At 59.8% G+C, this 19,016-nt stretch carries 16 protein-coding genes; 8 read left to right on the forward strand and 8 right to left on the reverse strand.

The genetic code is table 11. The features are described 5' to 3' along the window. Window positions 1-14: 14 nt before the first annotated feature. The 3 genes from HYPMC_RS20915 to sucC form a co-directional block, all read right to left on the reverse strand. The gene (locus tag HYPMC_RS20915) at window positions 15-2,978 is read right to left on the reverse strand and encodes a 2-oxoglutarate dehydrogenase E1 component (protein WP_013950124.1); all 2,964 of its coding nucleotides are present in this window, start codon (window positions 2,976-2,978) and stop codon (window positions 15-17) included. 114 nt (window positions 2,979-3,092) lie between these two features. Continuing rightward, window positions 3,093-3,992 (reverse strand): succinate--CoA ligase subunit alpha, encoded by a 900-nt coding sequence (sucD, locus tag HYPMC_RS20920; protein WP_013950125.1) that lies wholly within the window; start codon window positions 3,990-3,992, stop codon window positions 3,093-3,095. Window positions 3,993-4,114: 122 nt separating this feature from the next. Further along, complete coding sequence (gene sucC, locus HYPMC_RS20925; protein WP_013950126.1) at window positions 4,115-5,314, reverse strand: ADP-forming succinate--CoA ligase subunit beta; 1,200 nt, start codon at window positions 5,312-5,314, stop codon at window positions 4,115-4,117. Window positions 5,315-5,511: 197 nt separating this feature from the next. Between sucC and HYPMC_RS20930 the strand changes: the two genes are divergently transcribed. Further along, window positions 5,512-6,150: a 2OG-Fe(II) oxygenase gene (locus HYPMC_RS20930; RefSeq protein WP_013950127.1), complete on the forward strand. Its 639-nt coding sequence runs from the start codon at window positions 5,512-5,514 to the stop codon at window positions 6,148-6,150. 60 nt (window positions 6,151-6,210) lie between these two features. Here HYPMC_RS20930 and mdh read toward each other — a convergent pair whose 3' ends face one another. Further along, window positions 6,211-7,182 carry a malate dehydrogenase gene (mdh, locus tag HYPMC_RS20935; RefSeq protein ID WP_013950128.1) on the reverse strand — a complete coding sequence of 324 codons (972 nt, stop codon included), beginning with the start codon at window positions 7,180-7,182 and terminating at the stop codon, window positions 6,211-6,213. Window positions 7,183-7,366: 184 nt separating this feature from the next. Then, entirely contained in the window at window positions 7,367-8,470 is a 1,104-nt protein-coding gene (zapE, locus tag HYPMC_RS20940; RefSeq protein ID WP_013950129.1) for a cell division protein ZapE, read from the reverse strand. A 277-nt stretch (window positions 8,471-8,747) separates the two neighbouring features. Between zapE and HYPMC_RS20945 the strand changes: the two genes are divergently transcribed. Further along, on the forward strand, window positions 8,748-9,344 hold the full coding sequence (locus HYPMC_RS20945; protein ID WP_013950130.1) for a GNAT family N-acetyltransferase: 597 nt from the start codon (window positions 8,748-8,750) through the stop codon (window positions 9,342-9,344). Window positions 9,345-9,625: 281 nt separating this feature from the next. Next, complete coding sequence (locus HYPMC_RS24410; RefSeq protein WP_013950131.1) at window positions 9,626-9,766, forward strand: hypothetical protein; 141 nt, start codon at window positions 9,626-9,628, stop codon at window positions 9,764-9,766. Between the two features lie 271 nt (window positions 9,767-10,037). Here HYPMC_RS24410 and HYPMC_RS24825 read toward each other — a convergent pair whose 3' ends face one another. Continuing rightward, complete coding sequence (locus tag HYPMC_RS24825; protein WP_013950132.1) at window positions 10,038-10,652, reverse strand: hypothetical protein; 615 nt, start codon at window positions 10,650-10,652, stop codon at window positions 10,038-10,040. A 343-nt stretch (window positions 10,653-10,995) separates the two neighbouring features. Here HYPMC_RS24825 and HYPMC_RS20955 point away from each other — a divergent pair, with 343 nt between their 5' ends. Together HYPMC_RS20955 and ppk2 are read left to right on the forward strand one after the other, a co-directional pair. Continuing rightward, on the forward strand, window positions 10,996-12,021 hold the full coding sequence (locus HYPMC_RS20955; protein ID WP_013950133.1) for an aldo/keto reductase: 1,026 nt from the start codon (window positions 10,996-10,998) through the stop codon (window positions 12,019-12,021). A gap of 129 nt (window positions 12,022-12,150) precedes the next feature. Then, a complete protein-coding gene (gene ppk2, locus HYPMC_RS20960; RefSeq protein ID WP_013950134.1) occupies window positions 12,151-13,077 on the forward strand; it encodes a polyphosphate kinase 2 in 927 nt (308 codons plus the stop codon). Window positions 13,078-13,310: 233 nt separating this feature from the next. Here ppk2 and HYPMC_RS20965 read toward each other — a convergent pair whose 3' ends face one another. Together HYPMC_RS20965 and HYPMC_RS20970 are read right to left on the reverse strand one after the other, a co-directional pair. Next, window positions 13,311-14,243 (reverse strand): hypothetical protein, encoded by a 933-nt coding sequence (locus HYPMC_RS20965; RefSeq protein ID WP_013950135.1) that lies wholly within the window; start codon window positions 14,241-14,243, stop codon window positions 13,311-13,313. Between the two features lie 112 nt (window positions 14,244-14,355). Then, entirely contained in the window at window positions 14,356-14,988 is a 633-nt protein-coding gene (locus HYPMC_RS20970; RefSeq protein ID WP_041301163.1) for a YggS family pyridoxal phosphate-dependent enzyme, read from the reverse strand. A 176-nt stretch (window positions 14,989-15,164) separates the two neighbouring features. On the opposite strand from HYPMC_RS20970, the gene HYPMC_RS20975 reads away from it, so the two are divergent. The 3 genes from HYPMC_RS20975 (at window position 15,165) to HYPMC_RS20985 (ending at window position 19,001) form a co-directional block, all read left to right on the forward strand. Then, the gene (locus HYPMC_RS20975; RefSeq protein WP_013950137.1) at window positions 15,165-15,569 is read left to right on the forward strand and encodes a heme-binding protein; all 405 of its coding nucleotides are present in this window, start codon (window positions 15,165-15,167) and stop codon (window positions 15,567-15,569) included. A 248-nt stretch (window positions 15,570-15,817) separates the two neighbouring features. After that, complete coding sequence (gene leuS / locus HYPMC_RS20980) at window positions 15,818-18,442, forward strand: leucine--tRNA ligase (protein ID WP_013950138.1); 2,625 nt, start codon at window positions 15,818-15,820, stop codon at window positions 18,440-18,442. Beyond that, the gene (locus HYPMC_RS20985; protein ID WP_013950139.1) at window positions 18,429-19,001 is read left to right on the forward strand and encodes a hypothetical protein; all 573 of its coding nucleotides are present in this window, start codon (window positions 18,429-18,431) and stop codon (window positions 18,999-19,001) included. Before leuS ends, HYPMC_RS20985 begins: the two co-directional genes overlap by 14 nt. The last annotated feature ends 15 nt before the right edge of the window (window positions 19,002-19,016 follow it).

Raw genomic sequence — 19,016 nt, forward strand, 5'->3', positions numbered from 1 at the left:
ATCGCGTGTGCTCGTCAAATGCCCAGCGCGTCGGCGACGAGCGCTGTCTGCTCCTTGATGTGCTGCGAAAGCAATCCGGTTGCGGTGGCGGCCGACGCCGGCCGTCCGGCGTAACGCGGGCGGCGGTGGATGTAGCCGAGATGGTTCAAAACCCACTCGATATTGGCGTCCATGAAGTACCACGCGCCCATGTTCTTGGGCTCTTCCTGGCACCAGACGATCTCTGCGAACTTGAAGCGGCCAAGCTCGTTGATGAGGGCGCGCGCTGGGAATGGGTAGAGCTGCTCGACGCGCAGGATATAGACGTCGTCGAGGCCCTTCGCGTCGCGCGCTTCGAGAAGATCGTAATAGACTTTGCCGGTGCATATCACGACACGCTTGATCTCGGCGTCGGGCTTCAGCGTGATCGACGACGAGCCGCGCTCGGCATCGTCCCACAGCAGCCGGTGGAAGCTGGTGGTCGGACCGAAATCCTCGATCTTCGAGACGACACGCTTGTGACGAAGCAACGACTTCGGCGTCATCAGGATCAGCGGCTTGCGAAAATTCCGGTGCAACTGACGCCGCAGGATATGGAAATAGTTCGCAGGCGTCGAACAGTTGGCGACCTGCCAATTGTCTTCCGCGGAAAGCTGCAGATAGCGTTCGAGGCGAGCCGACGAATGCTCCGGACCTTGACCTTCGTAGCCGTGCGGTAGCAGGCAGACGAGGCCCGACATGCGCAGCCACTTGCGTTCGCCCGACGACAGGAACTGATCGAAGATCACCTGCGCGCCGTTGGCGAAGTCGCCGAACTGAGCTTCCCACAGTGTCAGTGCGTTGGGCTCAGCGAGCGAGTAGCCGTATTCGAAACCGAGAACGGCTTCTTCCGACAGCATCGAGTTGACGATCTCGAAGCGCGCCTGGTTCGGCGACAAGTGCTTGAGCGGCGAGAAACGGCGTTCGCTTTCCTGGTCGATGAACACGGCGTGGCGTTGCGAGAAGGTGCCGCGCTCGCAATCCTGGCCGGACAGCCGAACACGGAAGCCTTCCATCAAGAGCGAGGCGAAGGCCATGTGCTCGGCCATGGCCCAGTCGATGCCCTGGCCGGTGTCGATCATCTCGCGGCGGCGCTCGATCAGCTTGCCGACGGTCTTGTGAATCTGGAAGTCGTTCGGGATCGTCGTGACGCGATGGCCGATGTCTTTGAGCGTTTCGATCTCGACGCCGGTATTGCCGCGCCAGTCGTCGCTGTCTGGCCGAGTGATGCCCGACCAGCGGCCATCGAGCCAGTCGGCCTTGTTCGGCTTGTAGCCGTCGGAGAACGAGAATTCGTTGTCGAGGTTGCCGCGCACCTCGTCTTTCATGGCGGCGAATTCGGCCTGCGTGATGATGCCTTCGTCGATCAGGTCTTTCGAATAGATGTCGACGACCGTCGGATGCGACTTGATCCGCTTGTACATCGCCGGCTGCGTGAACAGCGGCTCATCGGCTTCGTTGTGGCCGTGGCGGCGATAGCAGAACATATCGATGACGACAGGCTTCTGGAAGCGCTGACGGAACTCGGTCGCGATCTTGGCGACGTGGACGACAGCTTCAGGGCTGTCGCCGTTGACGTGGAAGATCGGCGCTTCGATCATCAGGGCGACGTCGGAGCAATAGGGCGACGAGCGCGAGTGATGCGGCGCGGTCGTGAAGCCGATCTGGTTGTTGATGATGAAGTGGATCGAGCCGCCGGTGCGGTGGCCGCGCAAGCCTGAAAGGCCGAAGCATTCCGCGACGACGCCCTGGCCCGCGAACGCGGCGTCGCCGTGAATGAGAAGCGGCATCACGGCGGTGCGATCGTTACTCGGACAGTTGCGCTGATCCTGCTTGGCGCGCACCTTGCCGAGGACGACGGGATCGACGATTTCGAGATGCGACGGGTTCGCGGTCAGCGAAAGATGCACGCTGTTGCCGTCGAACATGCGGTCAGACGAGGCGCCGAGGTGGTATTTCACGTCGCCCGAGCCTTCGACGTCGTCGGGCTTGAAGGAACCGCCTTTGAATTCCTTGAAGATCGCGCGCAGCGGCTTCGACATGACATTGGCGAGCACGTTGAGGCGGCCGCGATGGGCCATGCCCATGGCGATTTCCTGCACGCCCAAATGACCGCCGCGCTTGATGATCTGCTCGAGCGCCGGAATAATCGACTCCGCGCCGTCGAGGCCGAAGCGCTTGGTGCCAGTATATTTGATATCGCAGAACTTCTCGAACGTTTCCGTTTCGATGAGCTTCTTCAGGATAGCTTTCTGGCCTTCTGGCGTGAAGCGGACATCTTTTTCCGGGCCTTCGATGCGTTCTTGAATCCAGCCCTTTTGCGTCGGGTCGGTGATGTGGGTGAACTGGACGCCGATCTTGCGGCAGTAGGTCCGGCGCAGGATGGTCAGGATCTGACGCATCGTTGCGGTTTCGAGGCCCATGACGCGATCAATGAAGATCGGACGGTCGAGGTCGGCCTCGGTGAAGCCGTAGGTCTCCGGCAGCAATTCGCGATGGACGCGGCGGTCGGCGAGGCCGAGCGGATCGAGGTCAGCCGCCAAGTGACCGATGACGCGATAGGCGCGGATCAACATCAGTGCGCGGATCGAATCCTGCGTCGCCCGGAGCGAGGCCGCGGGCGTCATTTCGAAGCCTGAGATCTGCGCGCGGCGTTCGATCTTGTCGCGGATGGTCCGCTCGGTCTCGCCGTAATCGCCGGTCAGCGCGCCGACGAGATCTTTATCGGTACCGCTTTCCTCGAGAAGCGCGGACAGCGGCGGCGCCCAGGCGGGTCCGCCCGCGTAGCCCGTCAGTTGTGTGGGCGCTTCCTTGATGCTTTCGAAAAATCGCCGCCACTCGTCGCTGACGGCGCCGGGATTGCGCTCATACTCAGCCTGCATGTCTTCGATATAGGGGGCGTTGGCCGCGCTCAGAAAAGAGGTGCGCAGGAACGCTTCATTCTGGCCGTTTCGTGCCATGTCGTTCGTCCTTATTCATTCTCCACGAGCGTTGCCTCGATGCTCTGGATGACGCGGACAGCGACCGGACACATAACGCCGCCAGTCTTACGGCTCGGTTATTTTCGGCGCCCCTTAAGCCTTCAAGACTTCGACAAGAGTACGGCCGAGCGCGGCGGGGCTCGGCGCAATGGCAATGCCTGCAGCTTTCATCGCCGCAAGCTTGTCTTCCGCCTTGCCCTTACCGCCGGAGATGATCGCGCCCGCGTGGCCCATGCGGCGGCCCGGAGGCGCCGTCACGCCGGCAATGAAGCCTGCCATCGGCTTTTTGCGGCCCTTTTTTGCTTCCTGGATGAGAAAGTCAGCCGCGTCCTCTTCGGCGGAGCCGCCGATTTCGCCGATCATGATGATCGACTGCGTTTCGTCGTCGGAGAGGAACATGTCGAGGACGTCGATGAATTCCGTACCTTTGACGGGGTCGCCGCCAATGCCGACGGCCGTCGTCTGCCCGAGGCCAACGTCCGTCGTCTGCTTTACGGCTTCATATGTGAGCGTTCCCGAGCGCGATACAATGCCGACCGAGCCATTCTTGAAAATGTTTCCGGGCATGATGCCGATCTTGCATTGATCGGGTGTGAGAAGTCCGGGGCAGTTGGGTCCGACAAGGCGCGATTTGGAACCGTCGAGCGCACGCTTCACGCGGACCATGTCCATCACCGGAATACCTTCCGTGATGCAGACGATCAGCGGCACGCCGGCGTCGATGGCTTCGAGAATGGCGTCGGCCGCGAAGGGCGGGGGAACGTAGATCGAGGTTGCGGTGGCACCCGTCTTGGCAACCGCTTCGCCAACGCTATCGAACAACGGAATGTCGGCGAGTTCGGCGTCGGGGTGCTTGGAGCCGCCCTTGCCGGGCGTTACGCCGCCGACGATTTCGGTGCCGTAGGCACGCGCCTGCTTGGTGTGAAAGGTTCCCTGACTACCAGTAATGCCTTGGCAAATGACCTTCGTATTCTTGTCGACAAGAATAGACATTCCATCCCCGCGTTGTTCTCGGCTTCTTGGGCCTAAATGTCGCGCATTTTTTGCGGTGCAGCAAGTAGAACTGACGTACCAGGAACATCGAAATTGCTGCTCCTAGCGCGTTCGCCCCCGGTTTAAGCGGGCTGCTTGAGCTGATCGGTGATTTTCTTGGCCGCGTCGGCGAGATCGTCGGCCGGAATGATCTTAAGGCCCGACTCCTTCAGGATTTTTTTGCCCAGATCGACGTTCGTGCCCTCCAGGCGGACGACGAGCGGAACGTTGATCGCCATCTCGCGGGCCGCGGCGACGACGCCTTCAGCGATGATATCGCAACGCATGATGCCGCCGAAGATATTGACCAGGATGCCTTTGACGGCTGGATCTTCCAGAATGAGCTTGAAGGCTGCCTGGACTTTTTCCTTCGAAGCGCCGCCGCCGACGTCGAGGAAGTTCGCAGGCTCGGCGCCATAGAGCTTGATGATGTCCATGGTCGCCATGGCAAGGCCAGCGCCGTTCACGAGGCAGCCGATGTTGCCGTCGAGCTTGACGAAGGCGAGATCGTATTTCGAGGCTTCGATTTCGGTCGGGTCTTCTTCGCCGAGGTCGCGCATGGCGACGATTTCGGGATGGCGATAGAGCGCATTTGAATCGAAATCCATCTTGCCGTCGAGGCAGATGAGCTTGCCATCCTTAGTGACGACGAGCGGGTTGATTTCGAGCAGGCTCATGTCCTTCTCGACGACCATCCTGAACAGGTTCTCAACAAGCTTTCCACAGGTTTTCACCTGATCGCCCGTGAGGCCCAGCGCGAAGGCAACCTTGCGCCCGTGGAATGGCTGGTATCCCGTGGCGGGATCGATCGTCAGCGTGTGGATCTTTTCCGGCGTATCGTGCGCGACGTCCTCAATGTTCATGCCGCCCGCCTGGCTGACGATGAACGCGACGCGGGAGGATGCACGATCGACGAGGGCCGAGAGATAGAGTTCACGCTCGATGGCGGAACCGTCTTCTATATAGAGGCGATTGACGACGCGGCCCGCCGGTCCGGTCTGGACCGTGACGAGCGTGTTTCCGAGCATTTCCTTAGCGAAGGTTTCGACTTCCTCCAGCGACTTGGCGAGACGGACGCCGCCTTTGTCTCCGGCTGAGGCTTCCTTGAACTTGCCTTTGCCGCGACCGCCCGCGTGAATCTGAGCTTTGACGACCCAGACCGGACCGGGAAGTTTCTTTGCTGCGGCAATGGCTTCTTCGACCGAGAAAGCGGGAAAACCATTCGGTGTCGGAACCGCGTACTGACGATAAAGCTCTTTCGCCTGGTACTCGTGAATGTTCATGCTCTCGCCTTGCTCCACAAAAGATTGTCATAGCCTGCACTGGAACATGTCGCGCCGCTTTTACGCCCTAATTTAAGGGGGTAAAGGTGCCCTTCACGGGCAATTGTCGACAGGCGGCGAGGCCGCCTCTTGAGTCGACACTGGCGCCGCCGTAAATCGTTTTTCAATACGGGTTCAGTCAACAACGGGGAACGTCCATGACTTTTGCCTGCATCAACATTGATGGCTTGAAGGCCGCGCGCACCGGTCGCGATCCCTTCAATTATCTGGTCGGCGAAAACTTCATTCAGTCGCCGGCGGTCGAGCCGCTGAAGGCAGACTTTCCGGATCTGAAAGAGCCGGGCTTTCTGACGGAGACCGACATCGGCACGGGCATCCACGGCGCGTTCGAGAAGCTTCTGGCCGATCTCAAGAGCCCGGAAGTTTCGAAGATCGTTTCCGAGAAGCTCGACATCGATCTCGTCGGCAAGCCGAAGATGATCACCATCCGCAAGCTCTCGGCTGCGAAGGACGGGCGCATTCACACGGACGGCGAAGCCAAGATCGCCACCATGCTCACCTACTTGAACGACAAGTGGGACGGCACGGGCGCGGGTTGCCTGCGCGTGCTGAAGAACGACCACGACTTCGAGGATTACACCGAGCAGGTCAGCCCGCTGACCGGCACTGTCTTCGCATTCCGCCGGTCGGACTGGTCGTGGCATGGCCACACGCCGTTCGTCGGCGAGCGGCGCGTCGTGCAGATGACGTGGCTGCGCAGCGAAGCCGACGTGGCGCGGAAAGAGAAGCGCGGCGCGCTCTCGCACAGCCTCAAAAAGATGTTCAAGTTCGGCTGAGGCCGAACTTTCGATCGTCAATGAGGAGTGGCGTGACTGCACGGTTGCGCCGCTCCTTTTTTATTTTGCAAGCGCCGGGCTGATCGTCTTGCACGCCTCGATGAGGCCCTGCACGGAGGCAACCGATTTGGCGAACATCGCCTTTTCGCCTTCGTCCATGGCAAGTTCGACGACTTTCTCAACGCCGCCCGCACCGATAATGACGGGCACGCCGACGTAGGTGTCTTTCAAGCCGTATTCGCCATTCAGGTGGGCGGCGCAGGGCAGCATCCGCTTCTTGTCCTTGAGGTAGCTTTCCGCCATCGAGATTGCGGAAGCTGCGGGCGCATAGAACGCCGAACCGGTGCCAAGCAGCCCAACGATCTCACCGCCACCGCCGCGCGTGCGCTTGATCATGGCGTCGAGGCTTTCCTGGCTGAAGAAGCCGAGCTTCACGCAATCCGGCAGCGGCACGCCGCCGATCGTCGAATAGCGGACCATCGGCACCATATCGTCGCCGTGGCCGCCGAGCGTCATAGCGCGAACGTCTTCAATAGAGACACCGGCCGCTTCAGCGAGGAAGCAGGAGAAACGCGCGCTGTCGAGCACGCCCGCCATGCCGACGACCTTGTTCGCCGGAAGGCCTGAAAACTTCTGAAGCGCCCAGACCATGGCGTCGAGCGGGTTGGTGATACAGATGACGAAAGCATTCGGCGCATGCGTTTTGATCGCCGCGCCGACCTGCTCCATCACCTTGAGGTTGGTGCCGATGAGATCGTCGCGGCTCATCCCGGGCTTGCGCGGAACGCCCGCGGTGACGATGCAAACGTCGGCGCCAGCGATGGCTTCGTATTCGTCGGTGCCGGCTCCCGAAAGCTTGGCGTTGTAGCCCTCGACTGCCGCCGTCTGCGCCAGATCGAGCGCTTTGCCCTTTGCGACGCCCGCCAACATGTCGGTCATGACGATGTCGCCGAGCTCCTTGAGCCCGGCCAAGAGGGCAAGCGTTCCACCGATCTGTCCGGATCCGATCAGTGCGATTTTGGTGCGCGCCATGCTGCTTCCCCCAGGATCAATTCATTAATGACTATGTCTGCGACAAACGATTACAGCGTTGCTGCCTAATCAAAATCCTCAGGGCGTCAAGCGCAAGCCGCAAGTTTCATCCGAAAGTCTCATCGCACGGTGAGAAAACGAGCGCCACTGCCCGATTGGATCAGAATTGCCTGTCCGTTCGCCATCAATGACGGCTGCGACCGCCGGAGTGCCCAGCAAGGTAGGCCTCGGAGCGCATTTCGGTGAGGCGGGATGCCGTTCGCTCGAACAACTCGGCGCCGTCGCCCTTCGGATAAAGAGACGAAGGTTCGGCCGCCGCCGAGGCGATGAGACAAATGCGATTATCATAAAGAGCATCGACCAGAGTGATGAAGCGGCGGGCAACGTCGCGGCGGTCGGGTGCCAACAGCGGGATGTCGTCGATCAGAACGGTATGAAAGGCGTGCGCGATGTGCAGGTAATCGTTGGCGCCGAGCGGCACATCGCAGAGATCGCGGAAATTGAAGCGGGCGACACCCATCGACGCGAGCGGCACCGGCACCTTCCGGCCCAGCACTTCGATGATCTGCGGCTTGCCCGGATGATTGCCGGTCAGGCGTGACCAGTGCGTATCGAGCGCGGCCTTCGCGGCGGTGTCAGAGGGGTAAAAATAGAGCTGAAGACCCGACAGCTTATCGAGGCGGAAGTCTTTCTTGGCGCCAAGCTCGATGACATCCAGTTTCTTTTCCAGATGCGCGATGAAGGGCAGGAAAAGCTGGCGGTTGAGACCGTTCTTATAGAGGTTGGCGGGAACGGCATTCGACGTCGTGACGATGATTGTGCCGGCAGCGAACAACGCTTCGAACAGACGCCCCAGGATCATCGCATCGGCGATGTCCGTGACGTGCATTTCGTCGAAGCAGAGAAGGCGCGCCTCTTTCGCAATCTCTTCGGCGACGTGCGGGATCGGATCGCCTGGCAGATCGTGGCGCGCTCTGGCAATGCGATCGTGAACGTCGGCCATGAATTCGTGGAAGTGGGCGCGGCGCTTGGGTGCGAAGGATGTCTCTTCGAAAAAGAGATCCATCAGCATCGTCTTGCCACGACCGACCGAGCCCCAGATATAGAGTCCGCGCGGCGGCTCCGGCGGCTTGCCGAACAGTTTCGACAGCACGCCGTTCTTGGGCTTGTAGGACGCGAGCTGCGTTTCGAGCGCATCAAGACGAGCGGCGACCTCGGCTTGTGCGGGGTCTGACTCGATTTCGTTTTCCGCCAGCCGCCGCCGATATCCCTCGAGGATTGTCGCCATCATGCCCTCAACCACCTGCTGGTGACTTCGGTAATCGTGCGGACGCGGAAGACGCAACAGGCAGGAGCCGCGACGAATTGAAGTGGCGGATTGCCACCGCTCCGCTGGCGACTGCCGCCGAACGCCGTCCGTTCAGGCGCGCTTCATCTCCGTCGGTTAAAAGTGCATTGCTGCCCTGCAGCATTTTCTATCGCTCCGCACAAAATCATCGCCATTTTAGCGGACGAATTAAGCGGTTAACGGCTGGCGGGCCGCCCGCATCGAGGAGTTGGTTACAATGTTGAATGAGGCCTCGGAGGCAAGTGCCGAACATATCGGATTGATCCGCCGCTTGCTGACGAGCGAAACCTATCTGCTGCGCGAACATCTGCAGCGTCTTGATCATGAGGCGCGCCATCGCCGGTTCGGGCACGATGTGTCGGATGACTTCATCAACCGCTACTCAGCGCACGCCGGCGACTTCGGCAACGTCACGTTCGGATATTTCGTCGATGGCGAAGTGCGCGCGGTTGCCGAGTTGCGTCCTGACATTCTGATGCATCGCGACGGCGCTGAAGTTGCGTTCTCGGTCGAGAGGCCATTCGCCAATCGCGGAATTGCAACACAGCTGATGGGCCGCGTCATTCGCACCGCGCGCAATCGCGGATTTCGGCACCTCATTCTTGTTTGCTTACCCGACAACGCGAAGATGCAAGCCATCGCGCGTCACTATGGAGCCGAACTCAAAGTCGAAGATGGATCGATCATCGCCGACATCGTGCCGAAGGATCCAGATTACCAATCGTGGTTCTCCGAGATCCTCGATGAGCGGATGACATATCTTCAGTCGGCGCTCGATTTGCAAAAGCGCGTGCGCGGATCAATTGTGTTGTGATGCTCTTCGCGCTCGCTGCGAAGATGTGAAATTGCGATTTTTTGAGTTCGGAACGGCACTGCAGTAGGCTCGGCGCGCTGCGAAATTTGCCGGTGGGAGTCTAGCCGGGTACCCCCAAAAGTCGAAAAATAAGAAAAAATGCGACTTTAATGTCACAGATGACCGTTAATAAACTCCTTTTTGCCCGCAATATCAAACTTCTTCGTCTACAAACTTCTGGAATTTGCTCATGTTTGCAGAGTTCGAGCTGATTCGAACATCCTAGAGGGAGATTTAGAACTATGGCTAAGGCAGTTAAAGCAGCGAAGAAGACGGCGGCTAAGAAGACCTCGGCTCGCAAGAAGCCGGTCGCGAAGAAGGCCCCCGCTAAGAAGACGGTCAAGAAGGCTGTCAAGAAGACCGCGAAGAAGAAGGCCGCCTAATCCATTCGCGTTTCGGGGCCATGGACTGGGCATTCTGGCTTCGATCGCAAATGCTTATTGGCGAACGGGCGCCCCTACTAGCGCCCCTTCCTTTCCGAGAAATGGCCGGGCGACAGCGATAGCGTCACCGGCCATATTCTTTGCGACCAACCGAATTCCTGCCCAGCTGCTTAAGTTGCAGCATCATCTCTTTTTTTGATTCATATGAAACGCTCATCGGGCAGGTCGAAATCTCGACCTGCCCGATTTTATTGCGTTGTTGCGGACGTTATCAGCCCGAAGTGCGGAACACAGCGCCGGCAACCGACATCGGCCGCTCGCGGACCCTGTTTCCGTCGTTACCCGACTTGACGATCCACTGGCCATTCGCAGAACGGCCGGTGATCATGCCGACGTGATGCGGCCAGACGACTACGGCGCCGACCCTCGGGCCGCTCGCGCGTCCGTAATGGCGCCAGTTGGCAGCGAGATTGTATTCCGGACCGCCGCCAAGTTGCGTGCGCATCCACCAGCCGCACCAAGCGCGCGGACGGCCACCGACGCCACCTGCCGATGCATACCGGCGGCCGCTCGAATAGTGGCGCTGCGCATAGCGACGCTGGCCGTAGTACTGGCGGTGTACGCGACCGCTGTAGGCATAACGGCGACGCTCGCTCGAGCGATACGCGTAGCGGGATGCCGATTTGCGGTATGCGTACTGACGGCGGGTATAGCGGCGGTCAGCGCGTTCGGCGTAGCGTCCGCTGTAGGCCCGCCTGCCATTCCAATGCGCGTGAGAACGTTCGTAACGATCCCCCTTATGGCCGCGATACTCGCGGGCCTCCGCCGACGACATCCCAGCCACCCAGGCCAGAGCCATCGCCACTGCGATTAAACCCAATCGCATTTTCCACTCCTTCACTTGTCTTCACAAACGGGGCGCATCCACCGTCTCAATGGGGCGAAAACAAGAGAGGATTCGACGCGCGGCATATCGTCAGAGGACGGTACAACTGACGCGCGTAGGCCGATTCAAGCCGATTTATGAGAAGTTTAGCTTAAATGCTCCGTGATCGGATTTTGTTAATCGCTACTGTTAGGCGAAAAAATTGTGAAGTTTGCGTACGGAACGCCGCCATATGTGAACACTTTTATTGCGCTGCAATGGCGCTTATTTGAGCTTTGGCTGCGGCGACTGTCCGCAGTTTGACGCCATAAATTCGCACATTCAAATTCAAAGGACGCATTTCATGGACTATCGACGGCTCGGCGCGTCCGGGCTTTCCGTGCCTCTATTGAGCTTAGGTGCAGCGACATTCGGCGGATCGGGGGAATTCTTCGGCGCATGGGGTTCTAGTGACGTTGCGGAAGCGCGGCGCATGATCGATCTCTGTCTTGACGCTGGAGTTACGCTTTTCGATACGGCCGATGTTTATTCCAAGGGCAATTCGGAAACCGTTCTTGGCGAAGCCCTGAAAGGGCGCAGAGATAAAGCTCTGATTTCGACGAAAGCGACGTTCCGTTTCGGTGATGATCCGAATGATGTCGGCTCGTCGCGATTTCACATTCTGAAAACCTGCGAAGCGCAACTCAAGCGTTTGCAGACGGACCATATCGATATCTTCCAATTGCACGGCTTCGACGCGATGACGCCGCCGGAAGAAGTTCTGTCCACGCTCGATCAATTGGTTCGCGACGGCAAAATTCGCTACGTCGGCGTTTCGAATTTTTCGGGCTGGCATTTGATGAAGTCGCTCGCTGTTGCGGACCGCTACGGATACCCGCGCTACGTCGCCAACCAGACCTATTATTCGCTGATCGGGCGCGATTACGAATGGGAGCTGATGCCGCTGGGATTGGACCAGGGACTCGGCGCGCTCGTTTGGAGCCCGCTCGGATGGGGCCGTCTCACAGGCAAGATCCGCCGCGGTCAGCCGCTTCCGGACGTTAGCCGCCTGCACAAGACCGCCGACATGGGGCCGCCGGTATCTGATGAGTACGTCTACACCGTCGTCGATGCGCTCGATGAGGTCGCGAAGGAGACGGGAAAGAGCATCCCGCAGATCGCACTCAACTGGCTGTTGCACCGGCCGACGGTTTCGAGCGTCATCATCGGCGCGCGGAATGAGCAGCAATTGAAGGACAATCTCGGCGCCATCGGCTGGAGCCTGACGGCGGAACAGATTGCCAAGCTCGACGCCGCGAGCGAAACGCCGAAGGCCTATCCCTACTGGCATCAGTCGGGCTTTGCGGAACGCAATCCGCCGCCAGTATAATTTGCTTTCAGGGCAGCGCCGTTCAACAAGCTTGGCCAATGGCCAAGCTTGTCACAGCGATGTCACACGGCTCGTCTGTCTATCGGCCTTGCGGCTGAAGCGAGCCACCGAGAAAGAGGTTATCGAGCGATGATGGATGAGCAGGACAAAAGCGACCGCGCGATGATGGCACGCGTCGAAGCCGAGATCGCCGACAGCTTCGATGAAGAGCTTGAAATGGAGCTCGACGACAATCGGCTCGCCCGCCTGCTCGACGGCAAGGATCACGACGAAGATGCCGGTCTTCTCGACCGGCAGTTCTATTTCAAGGAATTGTTCCGTCTGCAGCATGAGTTGATCAAGCTGCAGGACTGGGTCGTCAACGCGAAGGCGAAAGTCGTCGTCGTGTTCGAAGGGCGTGACGCGGCCGGCAAGGGCGGCGTCATCAAGCGCATCACGCAACGCCTCAATCCGCGTGTCGTACGCGTCGTCGCATTGTCGGCACCGACCGAACGCGAACGTTCGCAATGGTATTTCCAGCGCTATGTTCCGCACCTTCCGGCGGGCGGCGAGGTCGTGCTGTTCGATCGCTCCTGGTACAATCGCGCGGGCGTGGAGCGCGTCATGGGTTTCTGCACGGACAACGATGTCGAAGAGTTTTTCCGTGACGTTCCTGAGTTCGAGAAGATGCTCGCGCGCTCAGGCATTACGCTGATCAAATATTGGTTCTCGATCTCCGACGATGAGCAGCATCTGCGGTTCCAGATGCGCATTCACGATCCGATCAAGCAGTGGAAGCTGTCGCCGATGGATCTGGAATCGCGCCGCCGTTGGGAAGACTACACCAAGGCCAAGGAAGCGATGCTGGAGCGCACGCACATTCCGGAAGCGCCGTGGTGGATCGTCCATGCCGACGACAAGAAGCGGGCGCGGCTCAACTGCATCCATCACCTGCTGAGCCAGATTCCGTACAGCGAAGTGCCACGTGCGCCGGTGGTCCTGCCGGACCGCGTGCATCATCCCGACTACCACCGCATGCCGGTGCCGGACGACATGTACGTGCCGGCGATCTATTAGATCGTCGTCCGGCTCGGGAACTTTTCCGAGAGCTAACGCGTAAGGTGCGGGCTGGCTCACGTGAGCTGGAACGGGAGGCCTTCGATGCTCTTGCGAACGATTTTCGCTATCTTCAGTGTTTGCTCAGTCTTCACGCTTTGGGCCATCGCCGTTTCGGCCGATGACGCAAGACAGGCGAAGCCCGGGCCCGAGCATTTGCTTCGGCTGAACTCAGCGCCGATTGATCCCGGCGTTTAACGGATGCGGCGCGGATTCATATAGAGGTCGGCTTCCTGGCGCTGAATGGTGGGCTTCAACCGGCCGTCGCGGATGTCTCGCGCAATATGTTTGACGTGGCGGCGGGCCTGGCTGTTGAACGACACCATGCCGGTGAATAGCTTCATCACCTGCAACAGCCGCTGGTCGATATGGTCGCCGCGCAGTTTGCAGCGCCAGCGTCCGCCGATCGTGAGAATGGCGCCGTCGATGTGTCCAACGTGTTCGCCATGCTGGTCGATCAGCGTGTAGTCGCCACCGAGATTGATATAGTCGCGGCGGAACCGGTAAAACCGCGGCTCGCCGTCGTGGATGATGAAGAACGAGAAGTTCTCGGGCAGCAACGGCCATTTGTCGGCTGAGCGTTCGACGCAAATGAGGTTGTCGTCCTCGCTCGTGTTGATTGCGAAGCTCGTCACCGGAAAGCCGCCAGCCGCGAGCGTTTGCTGCACCGAACGGCCGAGCATCATGTCCATGCTGGCTTTCCAGTTCAGCGTATCCGAGAACAGCTTGAGCACGAGACGCTTGTCCATGCCGGTCGCGTCTTTCCAAATTTCCTTGCGATAGCCGAGCACGCCGGTCCGCTCGCCGTTTTCGGTGATCTCGGCGAAGACATCCATGTCGGTCGTGAACTGACGCGACTTGCCGCGGTTGCGGTCGCGTTTCCACGGTCCGAACTCGATGGAGTTGAAGGGCGTCAGCCAGACGTCAACGTTGAAGTCGTGCCAGGACTTCTTTGCGTCTTTAATCGCGGTTTTGCTGGTCTTTTCGAGCTTCGCGACGGCGTCCTTCGACGGATCGGCCTTTGGCTCCTGCTCCAAAACTTCGTCCCGCGCGACGGTGGCGGCTTCGGCTGCGGCGGCCTTTGCTTCGACCTCGACAGGATCTTTTTTCTGGGCAGATGCGGTCATGGCAGTCCTCGCGCGTGTCGATGCACACAGTCCAAGCGAATCACTTGGACGACCCTAGCACTGACGCCACGCGAGACTGAGGTGGGCCAAAAATTTGCGGTGGGAAAACGTGTTACCGCGATCCGAAGATAGCCGAGCCGACACGAACGTAGGTCGCGCCGAACGCAACGGCGGCTTCGAAGTCGCTACTCATGCCCATGCTTAGGCCGGTCAGCCTAAGCTCGCGGGCAAGCTTGGCAAGAAATGCGAAATGCACGGCGGGTTCTTCGTCGACGGGCGGGATGCACATCAGGCCCGAGATCGGCAGTTTCAACTCGTCCTGGCAGAGTGCAACAAACGACGCCGCCTCGCGGGGCATGACGCCGGCCTTCTGCGGCTCTTCTCCGGTGTTGACTTGCACAAACAGTTCGAGCGTCCGGCCTTGCTTTTCAATTTCGGCGGCGATGGCGCGCGCGATCTTTTCGCGGTCGATGGTGTGGATCGCATCGAAGAAGGCGACGGCCTCTTTTGCCTTGTTGGATTGCAAAGGCCCGATGAGATGTAGCTTCACATCCGGAAACTCGCTGCGCAGCGGCGGCCACTTACGCTCCGCTTCCTGGACGCGGTTCTCGCCGAAAATTCGCTGCCCTGCAGCAATGACCGGGCGAATGGCGTCTGCATCGAAAGTCTTAGAGACGGCAATCAGCTCGACACTTTCAGCGTCGCGGCCGGCGGCCTTGGCGGCGGCAACAATTTCGTCCTTTATGTGCTTTAACCTGTCGACCGCGCTTTCGTGGTAACTGACGCTCGTCACACTTTCCTCACTCGCTGTTTTCCTTCCCCTAACTATCCCGGCACTCAGTGAATAAGTGTCGCAATTTTGTGGTCAAGCTCCAGCACTACATAACGTAACCATCCCACCCCCGCAGAGGAATTCCCCACATGCTGAAACTCGCCGACGCTCGCCGCATTATCGACGCTGCAGAAAAGAAGGCGAAGGAAATCGGCCAGCCGATGAACATCGCCGTCGTCGATGAAGGCGCGAACCTCATTTCGCACATCCGCATGGACGGCGCCTGGATCGGATCAATCGATATCGCGATCAACAAGGCGTTCACGTCGCGGGCCTTCAATATTTCAACCAAAGAGCTTGCCGAGAACAGCCAGCCGGGCGACCAGTTCTTCGGCATTCACGCCTCCAACCATGATCGCGTGATGATCTTTGCCGGCGGCATTCCGCTCAAGGACAAGGATGGCAATGTCGTCGGCGCCATCGGCGTTTCGGGCGGCAGCGGCGTCCAGGATCAGTCGGTTGCCGAAGCCGGTGCCGGCGCACATACGTGCTGAGATTGATTTTTAGTCGTGCCGAGACGTGAGCGCTCGGCACGACGGCACTGTTTCTAAGGGCACCCTTCCGATCGGCTGGGTGCCTTTTTATTTCAATGTGTTAAGTGTATTTGGCTAACTCCTTGTGCCGGCAACCGCCGGCACTGCGTCGATCAGGGACGCCCCGGCGCGAGCCCATCCCTTGACCCTTTTTACCATTCGGGCTCTTTACGGCGTTCCGACAAGCATTTGAATGAGATCCAGGCCCCATGGCCAACGAACGCTACAACGCGCCCGAGCGTGAAAAACACTGGCAGTCGATCTGGGAAGAGGCGGATATCTTCCGCGCCTCGGAGGATCAGAACAAGCCTAAGTCGTATGTCCTTGAGATGTTTCCTTATCCGTCGGGGCGCATTCACATGGGCCACGTCCGCAACTACGCGATGGGCGACGTCGTCGCGCGCTACAAGCGGGCGAAGGGCTTCAACGTGCTGCATCCGATGGGCTGGGACGCCTTCGGCATGCCGGCGGAAAATGCCGCAATGGAGCGGAAGGTCCATCCAGGCGCCTGGACCTACGCCAATATCGACACAATGCGCGGACAGCTCAAGTCGATGGGCCTGTCGCTCGACTGGTCGCGCGAGATCGCGACGTGCTCACCCGCTTACTACAGGCACCAGCAGAAGCTCTTTCTCGATCTGCTGAAAAAAGGCCTCGCTTATCGTAAGTCGTCGAAGGTGAATTGGGACCCGGTCGATCACACGGTGCTTGCGAACGAGCAGGTCATCGACGGCCGCGGCTGGCGGTCCGGCGCGCTCGTCGAGCAGCGCGAGCTGACGCAATGGTTCTTCAAGATCACCGATTACGCCGAAGAGCTGCTCTCCGATCTTGATACGCTTGATAAATGGCCGGAGAAGGTGCGCCTGATGCAGGCGAACTGGATCGGCCGCTCGGAAGGCATGCTCGTCCGCTGGGCGCTCAATCAGAAGACGGCGCCTAAAGGTTTCGACGAGCTTGAAGTCTACACGACGCGACCCGACACGCTGTTCGGCGCATCGTTCCTGGCGGTCGCAGCAGACCATCCGCTGGCGAAAGCTGCGGCGGAAAAGAACCCGGAGCTCGCGGCATTCTGCGACGAAGTCCGGCGCATGGGCACGTCCGTCGCCGAAATCGAAGCTGCGGAAAAGCGCGGTTTCGACACCGGCATTCGCGTTGTGCACCCGTTCGACGAGACCTGGGAATTGCCCGTCTACGTCGCGAATTTTGTGCTTATGGAATACGGCACGGGCGCCATCTTCGGCTGCCCGTCCGGCGACCAGCGCGACATGGATTTCGCGCTGCGTTACGAGCTGCCGGTCGTGCCCGTCATTCTGCCGCCTAGCGAGAAGGCCGAGACGTTCGCACTGACGAACAAGGCCTACGTCGATGATGGCACGATGATCAATTCGCGCTTTCTCGATGGGCTTTCGACGGATGCCGCGTTCGAGGAAGCGGCGAAGCGGCTCGAAAAGCAGAAGCTCGGATCAAAGCCGCAGGGCGCGCGCAAAGTGAATTATCGCTTGCGCGATTGGGGCATTTCGCGTCAGCGCTATTGGGGCTGCCCGATCCCGATCATTCACTGCAAGACGCATGGCCCTGTGCCGGTGCCGGAAAAAGACCTGCCGATCGAACTGCCGGAAGACGCGACGTTCGATAAGCCCGGCAATCCGCTCGACCGGCATCCGACGTGGAAGCACACGACGTGCCCGATTTGTGGCGAGCCGGCTTTGCGCGAAACCGATACGATGGACACGTTCGTCGACTCGTCCTGGTACTTCGTGCGCTTCACGGCACCGGAAGCGCCGACACCGGTCGATAAAAGCGCGGCGCAATACTGGCTGCCGGTCGATCAATATATCGGCGGCATCGAGCATGCGATCTTGCATCTGCTCTATTCGCGCTTCTTCGTGCGGGCGATGTGCGACACCGGTCATCTGACGTTTTCGACGAACACGCGCGAGCCGTTTGCGGCGCTGTTCACGCAGGGCATGGTCACGCACGAGACCTACAAATCCGAAGACGGGACCTGGCTGTTGCCGACCGACGTTCGGCTGGAAGGCGAAGGTGCGAGCCGCAAGGCAACCGAGATCGCGACGGGAAAACCGGCCGCGATCGGCTCTATCGAGAAGATGTCGAAGTCGAAGAAGAACCTCGTCGATCCCGATGACATCATCGCCCATTACGGCGCGGACTGCGCCCGCTGGTTTATGCTCTCCGACAGTCCTCCGGAGCGTGACGTTATCTGGACGGAAGCGGGTGTGGCGGGCGCCGGGCGCTTCATCCAGCGCGTCTGGCGAATCGTCGAAGAGGTTGCAGAGGCTTATCCGGGCGAGAAAGGTGCGAAGCCGGCCTCCTTCAGCGGCGAGGCGCTGGAGGTTCGAAAGGCCGCACACCGAGCGCTGGACGGCGTCGGCAAAGCCATCGACGCCCTTCGTTTCAACGTCGCTGTGGCGAATGTCCACGAGTTTTCCAATGTTCTCCAATCCGCACTATCGAAGCGGAATCCTGAGACGGCGTGGGCACTTCGCGAAGCGACCGAACTTCTGGTTCTGATGATCGGCCCGATGATGCCGCATTTGGCGGAAGAATGCTGGGCGCGGCTCGGATACAACACGCTGGTCGCGAACGAACCGTGGCCCGCCGCTGAGGCTGAGCTACTCGTTGACGATCAAGTGACCATTGCCGTACAGGTTAATGGTAAGCGACGGGACGAACTTGTGATTTCGCGCAGTGCGAAGTCCGAGGAAGTTGAGGCGGCGGCGTTGAAGCTTGAGACGGTGGCGCGTGCTCTTGAAGGGCGGTTGCCGAAGAAAGTGATCGTCGTTCCGCAGAGGATCGTGAATGTCGTTGGTTGAGGGGCGGATTGGACTGGGGGGAAAGTACGGCCTTGCGGCTGTACGTGGCCTGTTTTTGACGTCCGCACTTCTGACACTTACTGTACTTGGCGGCTGCGGCAACGGCGGATTTCATCCGCTCTATGGCTCGGCGCTGATCAACGGCTCCGCGATCAACGAGCGGCTGGCGTCGGTAGATGTCGCGCCGATTCCGGGCCGTGTCGGACAGCGCATCCGCAACGAACTGATCTTCCAGACGACGGGCGGCGGGTCTCCCGCACCGCCGAAGTATCGCCTCGATATCGCAATCCGCGAATCCGTCACGTCGATGCTCGTCGCGGTCGACGGCAACGCGGGCAACCAGATTTACGGCATCGACGCCTCCTACAGCCTTGTGCGGCTGTCGGACAAGAAAGTCGTTGCCACGGGCTCCAGCTACGGCCGGGCGTCGTTCGATCGCGTGTCGTCGATCTTCGCCAACGTCGAGGCCCGGCAGGACGCTGAGAACCGCGCGGCCGAATCGGTCGGCGAAGAGCTTCGCACGCGACTGCTCGCCGTTCTCGCAAGCAATCAAGCCTAGCCGCTCTTCATTTCG

Origin of the sequence: Hyphomicrobium sp. MC1 (assembly GCF_000253295.1) — a bacterium.
Lineage (GTDB): Bacteria > Pseudomonadota > Alphaproteobacteria > Rhizobiales > Hyphomicrobiaceae > Hyphomicrobium_B.